A 16,511-nucleotide genomic window follows, 5' to 3' on the forward strand; every position below is an offset into this window, starting at 1 on the left:
AGCGTGGGCGCCCGTCCCCCCGAGCGGGCGCCCACCTCCCCAGCACTGGAGGTCTCATGCGCAAGCTCCTGGCCGGCGCGGCCACCCTGGTCGCGCTCGCCGCCTGCACGTTCACGGCGTCCCCCGCGAACGCCGCGGACGCCCCGTACGACGTTCTCGTCTTCTCCAGGACCGCGGGCTTCCGGCACGACGCGATCCCGGCCGGCATCCGGACGATCCGCGAGCTGGGCGCGGCGAACAACTTCACGGTGACCGCCACCGAGGACGCGGCCGCGTTCACCGCGGGCAACCTCGCCCAGTACGAGGTCGTGGTCTTCCTCAACACCACCGGCGACGTGCTCGGCGACGCGCAGCAGACGGCCTTCGAGGCGTACGTCCGAGGCGGCGGCGGCTACGTCGGCGTGCACGCGGCGGCCGACACCGAGTACTCGTGGCCCTTCTACGGGCAGCTCGTCGGCGCGTACTTCGCCTCGCACCCGGCGATCCAGCCGGTCACCGCGCGGGTCGAGGACCGGGCCCACGCGAGCACGGCACACCTGCCGCAGGCGTGGCCGCGCACCGACGAGCTCTACAACTACCGGAGCAACCCGCGCGGCAGCGCGCACGTGCTGGCCACGCTCGACGAGTCGACGTACTCGGGCGGCACGATGGGCGCCGACCACCCGATCGCCTGGTGCAGGACGATCGACGCCGGCCGGTCCTGGTACACCGGCTTCGGGCACACCCAGGAGTCGTACGCCGAGGCGAACTTCCGCGGCCACCTGCTGGGCGGGCTGCGGTACGCGGCGAACCGCGCCAAGGCCGACTGCCGGCCCGAGACCGGATACACGCCGCTCTACAACGGCAGCACCACCGGCTGGACCCAGGCCGGGCCGGGCAGCTTCACCAACACCGACGCGACGCTCACCTCCGTCGGCGGCATGGGCCTGCTGTGGTACTCGGCCAAGCAGTTCACCTCGTACTCGCTCAAGGCCGACTGGCGGCTGACCGGCGACAGCAACTCGGGCATCTTCGTCGGCTTCCCCAACCCCGGCAACGACCCGTGGGTGGCCGTCAACCAGGGCTACGAGGTGCAGATCGACGCCACCGACGCGGCCGACCGCACCACCGGCGCGATCTACACGTTCCAGTCCGCCGACCTGGCCGCCCGCGACGCCGCGCTCAACCCGCCGGGCGAGTGGAACACGTACGAGCTGCTCGTCGAGGGCCAGCGGATCCGGGTGTACCTCAACGGGCGGCTGATCAACGACTTCACCAGCACCGACCCGGCGCGCAACCTCGACGGCTACATCGGACTGCAGAACCACGGCGCCGGCGACACCGCCGCGTTCCGCAACGTGCGCATCAGGGAGCTGGGTGGGCAGCAGCCGGTCACCAACCTCGCGCTCAACCGGCCGGCCACCGCCTCCAGCGTCGAGAACGCCTCCTACCCGGCCGCGAACGCCGTGGACGCGTCGGCGACCACCCGCTGGTCCAGCGCGTTCAGCGACCCGCAGTGGATCCAGGTCGACCTGGGCGCCACCCGTGCGATCAGCCGGGTGCGGCTGCTGTGGGAGGCCGCGTACGGCTCGGCGTACCAGATCCAGACCTCGGCGGACGGCAGCGCCTGGACCACCGCCCGGTCGGTGACCGGCGGCAACGGCGGCGAGGACGACCTCACCGGCCTGAGCGCCCAGGGCCGCTACGTGCGGGTGCTCGGCACCAGTCGCGGCACGCCGTGGGGCTACTCGCTCTTCAACTTCGAGGTGTACGGCAACTGAGAGGGGTTCGGATGACGACCGGCGTGTGGTTGATCGGGGCACGAGGATCCGTGGCGGTGACCAGCATGGTGGGGGCCACCGCACTGCGCGCCGGGCTCGCCGAGCCGCTCGGCTGCGTCACCGAGCTGCCGCAGCTGGCCGGGGCGGCGCTGCCCGGCTGGGGCGAGCTGGTGTTCGGCGGCCACGACATCAGCGACATCACGCTCGAGAAGAAGGTCGAGGACCTGGTCGCGGCCGGCGTGCTGCCCGCACGCCCGGCCGCGGCCGTCGCCGACCAGCTCCCGGCGCTGCAGAAGGAGCTGCGGCCGGTGCCGGTGGCCGCCACCCAGCTCGAGGTGACGCGGCTGATCGCCCAGGACATCGACGACTTCCGCCGGCAACGGGGGCTGTCGCGGGTGGTGGTCGTGAACGTCTCGTCCACCGAGCCCCTGTTCTCCTGCGACCGGCCGCTGGCGGGGCTGCAGGACGACCTGGCGTCGCCGGGAGTGGTCCTGCCGCCGAGCTCCCTCTACGCGTACGCGGCGTTCACCGCCGGATGCCCGTACGTGGACTTCACGCCGTCGACCGGGGCGCGCCTGCCCGCGCTGCGCGAGCTCGCCGCGCGGGCCGGACTGCCGTACGCCGGGCACGACGGCAAGACCGGCGAGACGCTCGTGAAATCCGTGCTCGCGCCCATGTTCGCGATGCGCAACCTGCGCGTGCGCACGTGGTCGGGCACCAACCTGCTCGGCGGCGGCGACGGCGCGAACCTGGCCGACCCCGCCCGCAACGCCGCCAAGGCGTCGAGCAAGCAGCGGGTGCTGGCCGAGACGCTCGGCTACCAGCCGCAGGGCAGCACCCACATCGAGTACGTGGACGACATCGGCGACTTCAAGACCGCGTGGGACCTCGTCACGTTCAGCGGCTTCCTCGGCACCCGCATGCGGATGGAGTTCTCCTGGCACGGCTGCGACTCCGCGCTCGCCGCGCCGCTCGTACTCGACCTCGCCCGGATCACCGCCGCCGCCCACGCCGCCGGGCGCAGCGGTCCGCTGACCGAGCTCGCGTTCTTCTTCAAGGACCCGCTGGGCGACGTGCCGCACGACCTGGCCGGGCAGTGGGCGGCGCTCGCCGGCTTCGTACGGGGGCTCCATGCGCCTGCGTGACCTCGCCGAGCTGGTGCGGGCGCCGGCCGCGCTGTCGGTGCCCGGCGACACGGTGGCCGGGGCGGCGGCGGGCGGCGGACCGGGCCGGTCGACCCCGGGGCTGGCGGCGGCCTCGGTGTGCCTGTACTGGGGCGGGATGGCCGCCAACGACTGGGCGGACCGCGAGGTCGACGCCCGCGAACGACCGCGGCGGCCCATCCCGTCCGGGCGGGTGCGGCCGTCGCACGCGCTGCTCACGGCGGCGGGGCTGACCGCGGCCGGAGTCGGGCTGGCCGCGCTGGCCGGCGGGCGGCGGGCGCTGGCCGTGGCGGTGCCGCTCGCGGGCGCGGTCTGGGCGTACGACGTCCGGGCGAAGAACACGGCGGCGGGCCCGGCAACGATGGCCGCGTGCCGGGGGCTCGACGTGCTGCTCGGCGCCAGCGGCGGCCGGATGCGGCAGGCCGTCCCGGCCGCGCTGACCGTTGCGGCGCACACCTACACGGTCACCGTGCTCTCGCGCCGTGAGGTCGAGGGGGCCACCCCGGCGCTCCCGCTCACGACGCTGGCCGGGACCGTCGCGGTGGCCGCCGCGGCCGCGCGGAAGGGACCCGGTGCGCTGCTGGCGGCCTGGTACGCGGCCGGCTACGGGCTGGCGCAGGCCCGCGCGGCGGCCGACCCCTCGCCGGAGCGCCTGCGCGCGGCGGTCGGCGCCGGCATCACCGACCTGCCCACGCTGCAGGCAGCCCTCGCGGCGCGGGCGGGCTTCCCCGCGTACGCGACGGCGGTCGCCCTGGCCGCGCCGCTCGGCCGGCGCCTCGCGCGGAAGGTGTCGCCCACATGAGGTTCGGCTACGGAACCAACGGGTTCGCCAACCACCGGCTGCCCGAGGCGCTCGCGGTCATCGCCGGCCTCGGGTACGACGGGGTCGCGCTCACCCTCGACACCAACCACCTCGACCCGTTCGACGGCGGGCTGGCGCGGCGCACGTCCGCCGTGGCCGCCGAGCTCGCCCGGCGCAACCTGGCCGTGGTCATCGAGACCGGGGCCCGCTACCTGCTCGACCCGTGGCGCAAGCACTCCCCCACGCTGATGGACGACGACAACGCCAAGCGGCTGGAGTACCTGCGCCGGGCCGTGCGGGTCGGGGCCGACCTGGGCGCCGAGGCCGTGTCGTTCTGGGCCGGCATCGGGCCGCCCGAGGGCTGGGAGCGGCTGGTCGACGGGTGCGGGCAGATCGCCGAGTTCGCCGCCTCGCACCGGGTCACGCTCGGCTTCGAGCCCGAGCCCGGCATGCTCGTCGACGACATCGCCGCGTGGCGGCGCCTGCACCACGACCTCGGCCGGCCCGCCCACTTCGGCATCACGCTCGACATCGGGCACTGCCGCTGCCTCGAGCCGCTGCCCGTGGCCGACTGCGTCGCGGCCGTCGCCGGGCACCTCGCCAACGTGCAGATCGACGACATGCGGCGCGGGGTGCACGAGCACCTCGAGTTCGGCGGCGGCGAGATCGACTTCCCGCCGGTGCTCGCGGCGCTCGAGAAGCACTACGGCGGGCTCGTCTCGGTGGAGCTGCCCCGGCACTCGCACGCGGCGCCGACGGTCGCCGCGCGATCCCTCGAATTCCTGCGAGGTGCACTGTGACCACATTGGAGGAGCTGCGCGCGCTGCTGCCGGTGGAGGTGGAGCCCGGGTCGGTCGGGGCGCTGTTCCCCGCGGCGGGCCGCCGATACGGGCGCGAGCCGCTCACCGACGGCTGGACGACCGACGAGGCGGCGCGCGCGCTGATGCTCGCCGCGGTGCCGTCCGCGGAGATAGCCGAGATCTACCGGTACGGCGACACGGCCGAGAAGCTCGCCGTGCTCAAGGCGTTGCCGCTGCTGGACGTCGGCGACAGCGCGGTGCCGCTGCTGGAGGACGCGTTGCGCACCAACGACACCCGGCTCGTGGCCGCGGCCCTGGGACCGTACGCGGACCGTCTCGGCCAGCAGGCGTGGCGCCAGGCCGTGCTCAAGTGCGTCTTCATGGGCGTGCCGCTGACCGCGGTGCACCGGCTGACCGAGCGCGCCGACCCGGAGCTGGGCGAGATGCTGCGCGCCTTCGCCCGTGAACGCGAGGCGGCCGGGCGGGACATGCCGCCGGACGCGCTCGCCCTGCTCGAGAAGCTCAAGGAGGCCTGATGCGCATCTTCGACCCGCACATCCACATGACCTCGCGCACCACCGACGACTACCGGCGAATGGCCGACGCCGGGGTGCGGGCGGTGGTGGAGCCCGCGTTCTGGCTCGGCCAGCCGCGCACCAACCCGGGCTCGTTCGCCGACTACTTCGACTCGCTGATCGGCTGGGAGCCGTTCCGCGCCTCGCAGTTCGGCATCCGGCACCACGCGACGATCGCGCTGAACCCCAAGGAGGCCAACGATCCGCGCTGCCGGCCGGTGCTCGACCTGCTGCCGCGCTATCTCGCGAAGGACGGCGTGGTCGCGGTCGGCGAGATCGGGTACGACTCGATGACCCCGGCCGAGGACGAGGTGTTCGCGGCGCAGCTGGCGCTCGCGCTCGACCACGACCTGCCCGCGCTGGTGCACACCCCGCACCGGGACAAGGCCCGCGGCACGCAGCGCAGCCTCGACGTGGTCAAGGAGTCCGGCATCGAGCCGGGGCGGGTGCTGCTCGACCACCTCAACGAGGTCACCGTCGCCGCCGCGCACGACGCGGGGGTGTGGATGGGCTTCTCCATCTATCCGGACACGAAGATGTCGCCGGAGCGGATGGTGGCGATCCTGCGCGAGCACGGCCTGTCCCGGGTGCTGGTCAACTCGGCCGCCGACTGGGGCAAGTCGGATCCGCTGCTCACGCTGCGCACCGGCGAGGCCATGCTCGCGGGCGGCTTCTCCGCCGACGACGTCGACCGGGTGCTCTGGCGCAACCCGGTCGAGTTCTACGCGCAGTCGGGCCGGCTCGCCCTGGACGACTCGACGGACACCCCGGCGACGTTCGCCGGCAACTCGATCCTGCGCGGAGGCAGCTGATGCACCTGAGCTACTGCACCAACGTGCACCCGGCCGAGGACCTGGCCGGCATCATCGGGCAGCTGGACACGTACGCCCTGCCGATCCGGCGGCGGCTGGGCTCCGACGTGCTGGGGCTCGGGCTGTGGCTGGCCGCCCCCGTCGCGGCCGAGCTCGCCGCCTCGCCGCAGAAACGGCGGCGGCTGCGCCGCGAGCTGGACGTGCGCGGCCTCGAGGTGGTGACGCTCAACGGCTTCCCGTACGAGGCGTTCCAGGCGCCGGTGGTGAAGCTCGGCGTCTACTATCCCGATTGGACCTCGCGGGAACGGCTCGGCTACACGCTCGACCTCGCCTCGGTGCTGACCGACCTGATGCCGGACACCGCGACGTACGGCTCGGTGTCGTCGCTGCCGCTGGCCTGGCGCACGCCGTGGGACACCTCACGGTCGGGCGCGGCCATGCGGCACCTCGACGAGCTGGCGTACGGCCTGGACAGCCTCGCCGCGGCCACCGGGCGCCAGATCCGCGTCGGCTTCGAGCCCGAGCCCGGCTGCCTGATCGAGAACACCACCCAGGCGGCCGCGCTGCTCGCCGGCGTCGACACGCGCTATCTGGGCGTGTGCCTCGACCTGGCCCACCTGGCGTGCGCGTGGGAGGAGCCGTCCGCGGCGCTGAGCCGGCTCAACGCCGCGGGCGTGCCGGTGGTGAAGGTGCAGGTGTCGGCGGCGCTGCAGGCCGACGACCCGGCCGCCGCCGCCGACGTGCTCCGGGCGTACGTGGAGCCGCGGTTCCTGCACCAGACGCGCTCGTCGCTCGGGGGCGCCACGGACGACCTCGACGCGGCCCTCGCCGAGCAGCTGCCGGGGCCGTGGCGCATCCACTACCACGTACCGCTGCACGCCGCGCCCGCCGAGCCGCTGACCTCGACGGTTCCCGTGCTGCGCGCGGCGTTGCGGGAGGTGCTCGCGCGCACGGACTGCGAGCACTACGACGTGGAGACGTACACCTGGGGTGTCCTGCCCCCGTCGCTGCGGCCCGCCGACGCCGAAGGGCTGGCCGACGGCATCGCGGCGGAGGTCGCGTTCGCGCGGGACCTGCTCGTCTCCGAGGCGGCGGCCCGATGAGCCGGCTGCTGGTGCTCGACGTCGTCGGGCTGACGCCGCGGCTGCTCGCCCACATGCCGCGGCTGCGGGCCGTGGCCGAGCGCGGCTTCCAGGCGCCGCTCGGCACCGTGCTGCCCGCCGTGACGTGTTCGGTGCAGTCCACCTTCCTCACCGGCTCGCTGCCCTCCGAGCACGGCATCGTCGGCAACGGCTGGTACTTCCGCGACCTCGGCGAGGTCCTGCTCTGGCGGCAGCACAACGCGCTCGTCGGCGGGGAGAAGCTGTGGGACGCCGCGCGCAAGGTCCGGCCGGACTACACCGTGGCCAACGTCTGCTGGTGGTACGCGATGGGCGCGCGGGTCGACTGGACGATCACGCCGCGGCCCATCTATCGCGCGGACGGCCGCAAGGACCCCGACTGCTACACGCATCCGCCGGAGCTGCACGACGAGCTGCCGCCGTTCCCGCTGTTCAGCTATTGGGGGCCGGCCGCGGGTATGCCGTCCACCCGGTGGATCGTCGACGCCGCGCTGCACCTGTGGAGGACCCGGCGGCCGGACCTGACGCTCGTGTACGTGCCGCACCTCGACTACGACCTGCAACGGTTCGGGCCGTCGTCGCGGCGGGCCGCCGCGGCCGCCGCCGCGCTCGACAAGGTGCTCGCGCCGCTGCTCGACCTGCCCGACACGACCGTGGTCGCGTTGTCCGAGTACGGCATCACCGACGTCAGCCGGCCGGTCGACATCAACCGGATGCTGCGCGCCGAGGGGCTGCTGTCGGTGTACGTCCAGGACGGCATGGAGTACCTCGACCCGTGGGTGTCGCGCGCCTTCGCCGTCGCCGACCACCAGATCGCCCACGTGTACGTGCGGAACGCGGACGACCTGCCCGCCGTGGCGAAGCTGTGCGCCGCGCTGCCCGGCGTGGGCTCCATCGTGGACAAGACGGCGGCCGGCCTCGACCATCCCCGGGCCGGCGACCTGGTGCTCGAGGCCGACCCTGACGCGTGGTTCACCTACTACTACTGGCTCGACGACGCGGCGGCGCCCGACTTCGCCCGCAGCGTCGAGATCCACCGCAAGCCCGGCTACGACCCCGCGGAGCTGATCTTCGACCCCGCCGGCCCGGCCGCCGCCCGGCGCCGCGCGATCACCGCCGTGGCCCGCAAGAAGCTGGGGCTGCGCTACGTCATGAACCCCGTCGGCCTCGACGCGGGCGCGCGCGCCGTGCGCGGCTCGCACGGGCGGCTGCCCTCCTCCGCCGCCGACGCGCCGGTGCTGCTGTGTTCCGACCCTTCCGCCGTACGGGCGGAGGTCGCGGCCACCGACGTCAAGGGCCTGCTGCTCCAGCTCGCGGGGCTGACGTCATGACCCTGGAACGCACACCCCGCCGCGACGCCTCACCCGCCACGGACGCCTTCGCGGCGGCGGCGCCGCATTCCCCGGCCCCGCCTTCGCCGCCCTCTCCTACGCCGGCCCCGCCTCCGCCGCCCTCTCCTACGCCGGCCTCGCCTTCGCCGTCCTCACCTTCGCGGGCCACACCTTTGCCGCCGTCACTTTCGCCGGCCCCGCCTTCGCCGGCCGCCGCCGGGCCCTCGCCGGATGCTCGCCGGTTGCGGGACCGCTTCGACGCCGCGCTCGCCCGCTTCATCGACCGGCAGGACCCGGCCTGGCCCGACGGCGCCCCGCGCGGCGCGCTGGACTCGCTGCGCCGCTTCGTGCTCGCCGGCGGCAAGCGCATCCGCCCCACGTTCTGCTACTGGGGCTGGCGCGGCGGCGGAGGCGACGACTGCCCGCAGATCGTCGAGGCGGCCGCCGCCCTCGAGCTGTTCCACGCGTTCGCGCTCATCCACGACGACATCATCGACGGCAGCGACCGCCGCCGCGGCCAGCCCTCCATGCACCGCTCGTTCGCCACCGTCCACTCCCAGCACTCGTGGCGCGGCGACTCGCTCGCGTTCGGCCGCAACACCGCCCTGCTCTGCGGCGACCTCTGCGCCGCGTGGGCCGAGCAGATGTTCCACGAGTGCGGCCTGCCGCCCCGGCAGATCCACCAGGGGTACGCCGCCTTCGCGCTCATGCGCACCGAGGTGATCGCCGGCCAGTACCTAGACCTGGTCTCCGGCGTCGGCGACGGCTCGGTGGCCAGCGCCCTCACGGTGATCCGCATGAAGTCCGCCCGCTACACCGTCACCCGCCCGCTGCAGATCGGCGCCTGGCTGGCCGGCGCGCCCCGGGCCCTGACCGCGGCCTTCGCCGACTTCGGCGACCCGCTCGGCGACGCCTTCCAGCTGCGCGACGACGTGCTGGGCGTGTTCGGCGACCCCGACGTCACCGGCAAGTCCGTCCTCGACGACCTGCGCGAGGGCAAGCCCACCGTCATGATGGCCCTCGCCCGGTCCGCCGCCACCCGCGCCCAGGCCGCCCGCCTCGCGGCCCTGTTCGGCAACCCGTCCCTGGACGCCGCGGGCGCCGAGGAGCTGCGCGCCATCATCGTCGAGACGGGCGCCCTCGACCAGATCGAACAGATGATCCGCGTCCGCGCCGACACCGCCCTCACCGTGCTGTCGTCCGCTCCGCTCGCTCCCGCCGTCCGCCAGGCCCTGACCGACCTGGCCACCGCCGCCGTCAACCGCGCCACCTGACGCCCGTCCTGTCCCCTCAGCCGCCGTGACCGCACCACCTGACGCCCGTCCTGCCCTCCAGCCGCCGTGACCGCGCCAGCTGACGCCCGTCTTGCCCTCCAGCCGCCGTGACCGCGCCAGCTGACGCCTGTCCTGTTCCTCCAGCCGCCGTGACCGCGCCAGCTGACGCCTGTCTTCCGAGCCGTCGGTACCCCCTCACACCCGACGCCCGTTCCCTCCGCTCGGCGTCTCCCCGTCCGACCCGACACCTGCCCTTTTCGGCCGGCGTCTCCCCCTCACAGCGGCGCCCGGAGCAGCTCCTCGACCGTGTCGGCCAGCTCCGCGGTCGGGCGCAGGCCGTCGAGCTCGATCGTGGCGCCCCGGCGCAGCAGCGGTTCCACCTCGGCCACATGCCGCTCGATCTCGGCTCGCTGCTCCGCCGTCCGCCCGTACGGGTTGTTCCGCCGGCCCGCGACCCGGCCGAGAAGAACGCCCAGCGGCGCGCTCACGAGCACCACCTGGTCGAACCGGCCGGAGAAGCGCCCCTGGTTGCTCACCGTCCCGGAGACCACGACCTCGTCGCACCCGTCGAGCAGCTCGGTCATGCGCGGCTCGTCCCACGTGCCGTCCGGCAACGTCCACCCGTCGTAGTCCGTGTCGACGACGAAGTGCCCGCGGCGCGCCAGCTCCTCGAGGAGGGTGCTCTTGCCCGCGCCCGACATGCCCGTCACCAACAACCGCGCCACGCCGACACTGTAGGCGCGTCGCGGACGTCGGCGTCTCGCGGCCGGGACCGCTGGAGCCGGTGACAGCAGCACCTGCACGATGCCCCTCCGGAGCGGCCGGCCGCAACTGCCGCCCGCCCCCTGTGGACAGCCCGGTCCGCCGCCTGTGGACAACCCGCCGCCCCGGTGCGGTCCGGAGTAGCCTGCCCCGGGTGGGTGGGGGTCCGGGTGGCACACCGAAGATCGACCAGCACGGCACGGCCGGAGATGCCGAGGTCAGTCGGCTTCGAGCGTGAACTCGGCCCGATGCACCTTCCCGGCGACCTGGAACTCGAAGAACGCCCGGTACCGCCCCGCCCCGGGGACGGAGACGTTGAACCGCACGGCCCCGGCGGCGAGCTCGGCGTCCGGATGGACGTGCACGTAGCCGAGGTCGCCCTCGCGCAGCACGACCAGATGCCCGTACGAGCCGAGGTAGCGCTCGAGCACCGCCGGCCCGGGCGCGCCGGAGCGGGCGACGCGGAACAGGACCGGGACGGTGGCGCCGGACGTCGGACTGCCCTCCATCGACACCAAGAACGGCCCGGCAGCGACGATCGCCTGGGGCGCAGGCAGCTCGGCCCGTCGCGCGTCGCCGGGCACGTGGTGGTCGACGCCGAGGACCAGCGGGGTGGCGCCCACGGTGAAGTCGGCGAAGACGCGGTACGCGCCGGGCTCCCGCAGGGTCAGGGGCACCGACCACCGCCCGTCCGGCGCCATCGTGGGGTGCAGGTGCTGGAAGCCGCGCAGGTCGCGCCCGACGACCACGAGGTGCAGCGGCTTGTCGTGCACGACCGCGTAGCGGGTGACCGGCTGCCCGTCCGGCCCGATGATGCGGAACGCGTACTCGGGTCCGGCCGGCGCCTGCGAAGACCCGGCCGGCGCCTGCGAGGACCCGGCCTGCGCCTGCGAGGACCCGGCCTGCGCCTGCGAGGATCCGGCCCGCGCCTGCGAGGACCCGACCTGCGCCTGCGAAGACCCGGCCTGAGAAGATCCGGCCTGCGAGCGCCGCTCGGGCTGCAGCGTGTAGCCCTGGGAGCTGACGGTCGTCCCGAGGGCGTCCACAGTGGCCGCGCCGCCGTCGCCGTGCTGGTGGCCGGTTCCGGCGTACGCGGTGGGCCGGGTTTCCGGAGCTGTCGTCCGGCCGAGCGCGTAGCCGCCGATCAACGCCACCACGACGCCGCCGACCGCGAGCGGCACGACCGGCACGGCGGGCCGCGGGGAGCGGCGCCACCAGAGAACCCCGGCGGCCAGTACGGCCAGCACGGCCGCGCCGCCGCCCAGCCACGCCCACGGCGTACCGCCACCGGCCGGGGACGACACCGCGGCGGCCGCGGACGCAGACGACGCTCCGGTCGGCGGCGCCCAGCCCGCGGGCGCCGGCGTCAGCGGCCCGGTGTACGAGAAGGTCACCGTCCCGTGCACGGCGTCCCCGTCGGAGGCCGTCGACCGGTAGTCGACCCGGTACTCCCCCGTGGCCGGCAGGTGGGCGACCCGCACCCGCGCCGGGAAGCCGGTCGTGTACTGCCGCGGCTCGTACTTGCCGTTCTTTATGAAGTACTCGGTGACCGGCTTGTCGAGCGGCCGCGGCGAGGCGTGTTCCCAGCCGTTGTCGACCCGCCCGCCGTCCGGCGCGGTGATGGCGAAGGTGGCGCTCTCCGGCACCTTCTCGGTGAAGAACAGCTCCACGCTGCCCACCGGCGCGGTCACCGTGGCGCCGTTCGCCGGGTTGGACATGGCCAGCGTCCCGTGGGCCGACGCGGGCGAGGGCGCCCCGAGAACGACGGCGGCGCCGGCAACGATCGCGAGAAGCCCTCGCCGCAGCAGTCCCATACTTTCAGTCAAGCCATCGATATCTTTTTATGCAAGAGACCAAAGCCCGTCACAGGTAGCGGACGCCGGTCAGGTCTTCGGCGGCCGCCCACAGGCGCCTGCCGGTAGCCGGGTCGGCTGCCTGGCGACTGGGGCGGACCTCGGTGACCCGGCCGCGCGTCTCGAACGGGCCGGACGGGCCGAAGAACTGGCCGCCGGCGACGCCCGGAGCGGTCGCGGCGTGCAGCTGGGGCAGCGCGCCGCGGTCGGCGGGCTGGGTGACGAGCAGGCCGGCGGCGGCCAGCAGACGCCCGGCCCGGCCGCGGTGCTCCCAGGCTCGCGGGGTCAGGTTGGTGCGGGTGAGGCCGGGGTGCGCGAGCACGCTGACGACCGGCGAACCGGCGGCCCGCAGCCGGCGGTCGAGTTCCAGGCCGAAGACCGTGGTGGCGAGCTTCGACAGGCCGTACGCGCGGGCGGCGTTGTAGCCCCGCTCGGCCATCAGGTCGTCGAAGTCCAGGCTCTTGTTCTTGTGGGTGATCGAGCTGAGGTGCACCACCCGGGGCCCGCGTCCGCGGGCCAGGGCGCCGAGCAGCAGCCCGGTGAGCGCGAAGTGGCCCAGCATGTTGGTGCCCAGGTGCAGCTCGAAGCCGTCCGCCGTGGTCCGCCGACCGCCGAGCAGCACCAGGCCCGCGTTGTTGACGAGCAGGTCGACGTCCCGGCAGCCGGCCGCGAAGGCGCGCACCGAGGCGAGCGAGGCCAGGTCGAGCTCGCGCACCTCCGTGGACCCGTCGATTCGGCGGGCGGCCTCCTTCCCGGCCGCGGTGTTGCGGACGGCGAGCACGACGTGGGCTCCGGCGCGGGCCAGCTCGCGGGCGGTGACGAGGCCGAGGCCGGAGTTGGCGCCGGTCACGACGGCCACCCGGCCGCGCTGGTCAGGGATGTTCGTGGTCATGCGGCGACCGTAGGAGCGCGGCGGGAGGCGCCGGTCGTACCGGGTTGCCTAGGACCACGGGACCTACCGTCGCGCCCGGCCGGGGCGGCAGACTGGCGGCATGACCGGCTCCAACCCGTACGCCCGTGAGTTCGGCGACTTCCTGCGCGCGCGGCGCGGCCGGCTGCGCCCGCAGGACGTGGGCCTCGAGCCGGGCGGCCGGCGCAAGGTGGCGGGGCTGCGGCGCGAGGAGCTCGCCCTGCTGGCCGGGCTGAGCACCGACTACTACCAGCGGATGGAGCAGGGCCGGGAGGTGCGCCCGTCGGACGACGTCCTGGAGGCGCTCGCCGGGGCGCTCGACCTGGACGACGAGGAACGCCGGCACCTGTTCTCGCTCGCCCGCGCGGCTCGCCGGCCGGCGCCCGCCGAGCCTCGTCGCCACCCGGAACGGGTGCCCGACCGCACCGCGCGCCTGCTGTCACTGATCGACACCCCGGCGCTGGTGCTGGGACGGCATCTGGACCTGCTCGCCTGGAACCCGCTCGCGGAGGCGCTGCTCGGCGACCCGGGCGGCTACCCGCCGGACCGGCTCAACATGCTGCTGCTGATGTTCGACGAGGTGCCCGCCCTGCGGCAGCGGTGCCCGCACTGGGAGCAGCAGGCCCTGGAGTACATCGGGATGATGCGGGCCGCGGTCGCCGCGGACCCCACCCATCCGCGCGCCACCGCGGTCGTCGGCGAGCTGAGCATCCGCAGCGCCGACTTCCGGCGGCTGTGGGCGCGGCACGACGTACGGGAATCGGTCAGCGGCACCAAGACCTTCGTGGTGCCCGAGGTCGGCGACATCGTGCTGGACTGGGACACCTATCCGCTGCCCGGCAACCCGGGGCCGGTGCTGCTGGTCTTCACCGTCACGCCCGGCAGCGCGGACGCCGACCGCCTCCAGCTGCTGGCCTCGCTGCACGCCGGCCGGGTCAGGCAGCCAGTTCCTCGCGTACGGCGACCGGCCGGAAGCTGACGATCGCCGGAGCGGGCATCGGGCGTCCGTAGTGGAAGCCCTGCGCGTAGCGGTAGCCGAGGCGCTGCAGCTCGGCGGCCTGCTCGGCGGTCTCGACGCCCTCGGCCACCGCGCGCAGGCCCATGCCCTCGCAGATCCCGATCAGCGCGGCCACGACCACGGCCTGCTGGCCGCCCTCGGTCACGTCGTCGACGAACGACTTGTCGACCTTGAGCACGTCGGCCGGGCAGCTGCGCAGCAGGCCGAGCGACGAGTGGCCGGTGCCGAAGTCGTCGAGCGCGATCGAGACGCCCAGGTCCGCAATCGCGTGCAGCTCGGTGAGGGCGTTGCCGCCGTCGAACACCGCGGTCTCGGTGACCTCCACGGTCAGCACCTCCGGCGGCAGGCCGGTGCGCCGCAGCACGGCCCCGACCTCGTCGGCGAAGCCGGCCTCGCGCAGCTGGCGGGCGGACACGTTGACGGTGACCGTCCGCGGGGCGTCGTCGCCCATCTCCTCGCGCCAGCGCACCGCCTGGCGGCACGCCTCCTCGAGGATCCACGCGCCCAGCGGCACGATCAGGCCGGTGCGCTCGGCGGCGGGGATGAACACGTCCGGGCCGATCGGGCCGCGCTCCGGGTGGTTCCAGCGGACCAGCGTCTCGACGCCGTGCAGCTCGCCGTCCGGCATCGTGACGATCGGCTGGTAGAGCAGGTGCAGCTGCTCGGTGTCGAGCGCGGTGCGCAGGTCGGCGGCCAGCCGCGACTGCTCGGCGGTGCGCTGGTCCATCTCGGCGCGGTACGTGACCTGACGGCCCTTGCCCTGCCCCTTCGCCTCGTACATCGCCACGTCGGCGCGGCGCAGCAGCTCGTCCGCGGTGTCACCGGCGCGGGCCGGGGCCAGGCCGATGCTCGCCTCGACGACCAGCTCGTGCCCGGCCGCGTGCACCGGGCGGCGCAGCTGGGCGGCGATCGCGGCGAGCGTCGTGGCGGCGTCGCCGCGCAGCAGCAGCGCGTACTCGTCGCCGCCCTGCCGGGCCACCAGGCAGCCGGGCGGCAGCTGGGCGGCGATCGTGCCGGCGACCGCTGTCAGCAGCGCGTCGCCCACCGCGTGGCCGAGGTCGTCGTTGATGGCCTTGAAGTCGTCGAGGTCGATCAGCGCGACGCTGACGCCGGACGGGTCGACGGCGAGCGCGTCGGTGATCTCGCGGGCGAGCACGGTGCGGTTCGCGAGCCCGGTGAGCGCGTCGTGCCCGGCCTGGTGGGCAAGCTCCTGCTGGCGGGCGTCGAGGTCGCCGAGCAGCCGCTTGTTGTCGCGCAGCGCGACGAGCTGGCGGGCGGCCACCAGCAGCGTGACGGTCACCGAGCCGGCGGCGATCGCGAGCAGGTCGGCGGTGCCGGCGGCGGCGCTCCACAGCAGCAGCCCGCCGGTGGCCAGCACCGCGGCGTACGGCATGAAGCTCAGCATCCGCGGCACAGGGCGCGGCACCGGCCGGCCGTGGCGGGTGGCGCGGATCTGCCGGTCGGCGGCCAGCGACAGGCACAGGCAGGTGGCGGGCAGCAGGACGTGGGCGGTGTTCAGGTACGGCTTGTCGGCGAGCAGCGGCGCCAGCGACCCGCCGCCCGCGCCGACCGCGGCGGTCAGCGCGAGCAGGTGCAGCGCGCGGCGGTCGATCGGCCCGGTGCCGGTGAAGGCCACCTTGACGAAGGCGAACACGCAGATGAAGCCCGCGAACACCACGACCAGCACGGAACCCGAGTCGGCCAGGTTGCCGCCGAACCAGCTCTCCCAGCGCGGATAGGCCAGGTGCCAGGTGAACGTCACGACGGTGACCAGCACGGTGGCGATGTCGAGCCCGAAGCGGGTCCACTCGATGCGGGTGCGCCGGGCGCCCGGGATGCGCAGCAGCCCCACCATGAACAGGCCCACGCCGGTGACGTAGACCGCCGAGGTGAGGCCGCTGATGTGCTGACCCTGCAGGCCGTTGTAGTAGTCGTTGGCGTTGGACGCGGCGCCCAGGCCGATCACCAGGATGCCGACCGACGCGTAGCGCCAGTACGAGCGGCCCTCCCGCGAGGCCTGCCACGAGACGGCCGCCGCGAGCGAGACCGCGACGAGCACGCCGAGCCAGCCGAGCACGGACGGCGTGTGCCGCATCAGCCCGACGCCGAACCACAGCGCCGCGACCACGAGGACGCCCACGGACAGGGCGAGGGCGCGCGTCACCCGGAACGGCGGTATCGCCGCCGGCCCTGCCACCCGAGTCCTCTCCACAGCGATCCCATCGGCTCGTCACCGCCGCCGCCTGAGAACTTCCCGGTGCCGGCGGCGCCACAGGTTATCGCGACGATCGGGCCGTTGTGATTCATCCGGACGGCCACTGCCGATCGAC

Annotated in this window: 14 protein-coding genes; 10 read left to right on the top strand and 4 right to left on the bottom strand. The window is 74.4% G+C overall.

What is annotated here, in order from left to right; translation table 11 throughout:
* Positions 1–56: 56 nt before the first annotated feature.
* From ACSNN8_RS34875 to ACSNN8_RS34915, 9 genes are all read left to right on the top strand, one after another.
* Positions 57–1,760 carry a ThuA domain-containing protein gene (locus tag ACSNN8_RS34875; protein ID WP_436654433.1) on the top strand — a complete coding sequence of 568 codons (1,704 nt, stop codon included), beginning with the start codon at positions 57–59 and terminating at the stop codon, positions 1,758–1,760.
* Positions 1,761–1,771: 11 nt separating this feature from the next.
* The gene (locus tag ACSNN8_RS34880) at positions 1,772–2,905 is read left to right on the top strand and encodes an inositol-3-phosphate synthase (protein ID WP_436654434.1); all 1,134 of its coding nucleotides are present in this window, start codon (positions 1,772–1,774) and stop codon (positions 2,903–2,905) included.
* Positions 2,892–3,725, top strand: coding sequence for an SCO3242 family prenyltransferase (locus ACSNN8_RS34885; RefSeq protein ID WP_436654435.1), 834 nt, complete (start codon positions 2,892–2,894; stop codon positions 3,723–3,725). Before ACSNN8_RS34880 ends, ACSNN8_RS34885 begins: the two co-directional genes overlap by 14 nt.
* On the top strand, positions 3,722–4,525 hold the full coding sequence (locus ACSNN8_RS34890; RefSeq protein WP_436654436.1) for a sugar phosphate isomerase/epimerase family protein: 804 nt from the start codon (positions 3,722–3,724) through the stop codon (positions 4,523–4,525). Before ACSNN8_RS34885 ends, ACSNN8_RS34890 begins: the two co-directional genes overlap by 4 nt.
* Positions 4,522–5,061 carry an EboA domain-containing protein gene (locus ACSNN8_RS34895; protein WP_436654437.1) on the top strand — a complete coding sequence of 180 codons (540 nt, stop codon included), beginning with the start codon at positions 4,522–4,524 and terminating at the stop codon, positions 5,059–5,061. The genes ACSNN8_RS34890 and ACSNN8_RS34895 overlap by 4 nt, the downstream gene beginning before the upstream one ends.
* A complete protein-coding gene (locus ACSNN8_RS34900) occupies positions 5,061–5,912 on the top strand; it encodes a TatD family hydrolase (RefSeq protein ID WP_436654438.1) in 852 nt (283 codons plus the stop codon). Before ACSNN8_RS34895 ends, ACSNN8_RS34900 begins: the two co-directional genes overlap by 1 nt.
* Positions 5,912–7,015, top strand: a complete 1,104-nt coding sequence (gene eboE, locus ACSNN8_RS34905; protein ID WP_436654439.1) for a metabolite traffic protein EboE — start codon at positions 5,912–5,914, stop codon at positions 7,013–7,015. Before ACSNN8_RS34900 ends, eboE begins: the two co-directional genes overlap by 1 nt.
* Positions 7,012–8,364 carry an alkaline phosphatase family protein gene (locus ACSNN8_RS34910; protein WP_436654440.1) on the top strand — a complete coding sequence of 451 codons (1,353 nt, stop codon included), beginning with the start codon at positions 7,012–7,014 and terminating at the stop codon, positions 8,362–8,364. Before eboE ends, ACSNN8_RS34910 begins: the two co-directional genes overlap by 4 nt.
* A gap of 242 nt (positions 8,365–8,606) precedes the next feature.
* The gene (locus tag ACSNN8_RS34915; protein ID WP_436654441.1) at positions 8,607–9,638 is read left to right on the top strand and encodes a polyprenyl synthetase family protein; all 1,032 of its coding nucleotides are present in this window, start codon (positions 8,607–8,609) and stop codon (positions 9,636–9,638) included.
* A 275-nt stretch (positions 9,639–9,913) separates the two neighbouring features.
* Here the strand turns inward: ACSNN8_RS34915 and ACSNN8_RS34920 are convergent, their stop codons facing one another.
* The 3 genes from ACSNN8_RS34920 to ACSNN8_RS34930 form a co-directional block, all read right to left on the bottom strand.
* Positions 9,914–10,363, bottom strand: coding sequence for an AAA family ATPase (locus tag ACSNN8_RS34920; protein WP_436654442.1), 450 nt, complete (start codon positions 10,361–10,363; stop codon positions 9,914–9,916).
* Positions 10,364–10,618: 255 nt separating this feature from the next.
* Positions 10,619–12,214, bottom strand: coding sequence for a copper resistance CopC family protein (locus ACSNN8_RS34925; RefSeq protein WP_436654443.1), 1,596 nt, complete (start codon positions 12,212–12,214; stop codon positions 10,619–10,621).
* Positions 12,215–12,263: 49 nt separating this feature from the next.
* The gene (locus ACSNN8_RS34930; protein WP_436654444.1) at positions 12,264–13,145 is read right to left on the bottom strand and encodes an oxidoreductase; all 882 of its coding nucleotides are present in this window, start codon (positions 13,143–13,145) and stop codon (positions 12,264–12,266) included.
* 100 nt (positions 13,146–13,245) lie between these two features.
* Between ACSNN8_RS34930 and ACSNN8_RS34935 the strand changes: the two genes are divergently transcribed.
* Positions 13,246–14,142 carry a helix-turn-helix transcriptional regulator gene (locus ACSNN8_RS34935; protein ID WP_436654445.1) on the top strand — a complete coding sequence of 299 codons (897 nt, stop codon included), beginning with the start codon at positions 13,246–13,248 and terminating at the stop codon, positions 14,140–14,142.
* On the opposite strand, the gene ACSNN8_RS34940 is transcribed toward ACSNN8_RS34935, so the two are convergent.
* Positions 14,099–16,345 carry a putative bifunctional diguanylate cyclase/phosphodiesterase gene (locus tag ACSNN8_RS34940; RefSeq protein WP_436654446.1) on the bottom strand — a complete coding sequence of 749 codons (2,247 nt, stop codon included), beginning with the start codon at positions 16,343–16,345 and terminating at the stop codon, positions 14,099–14,101. The two genes, ACSNN8_RS34935 and ACSNN8_RS34940, sit on opposite strands and share 44 nt — an antisense overlap.
* Between the last annotated feature and the right edge of the window lie 166 nt (positions 16,346–16,511).

This window comes from Actinoplanes sp. URMC 104 (assembly GCF_051386375.1).
In the GTDB taxonomy this organism is placed as follows: domain Bacteria; phylum Actinomycetota; class Actinomycetes; order Mycobacteriales; family Micromonosporaceae; genus Actinoplanes.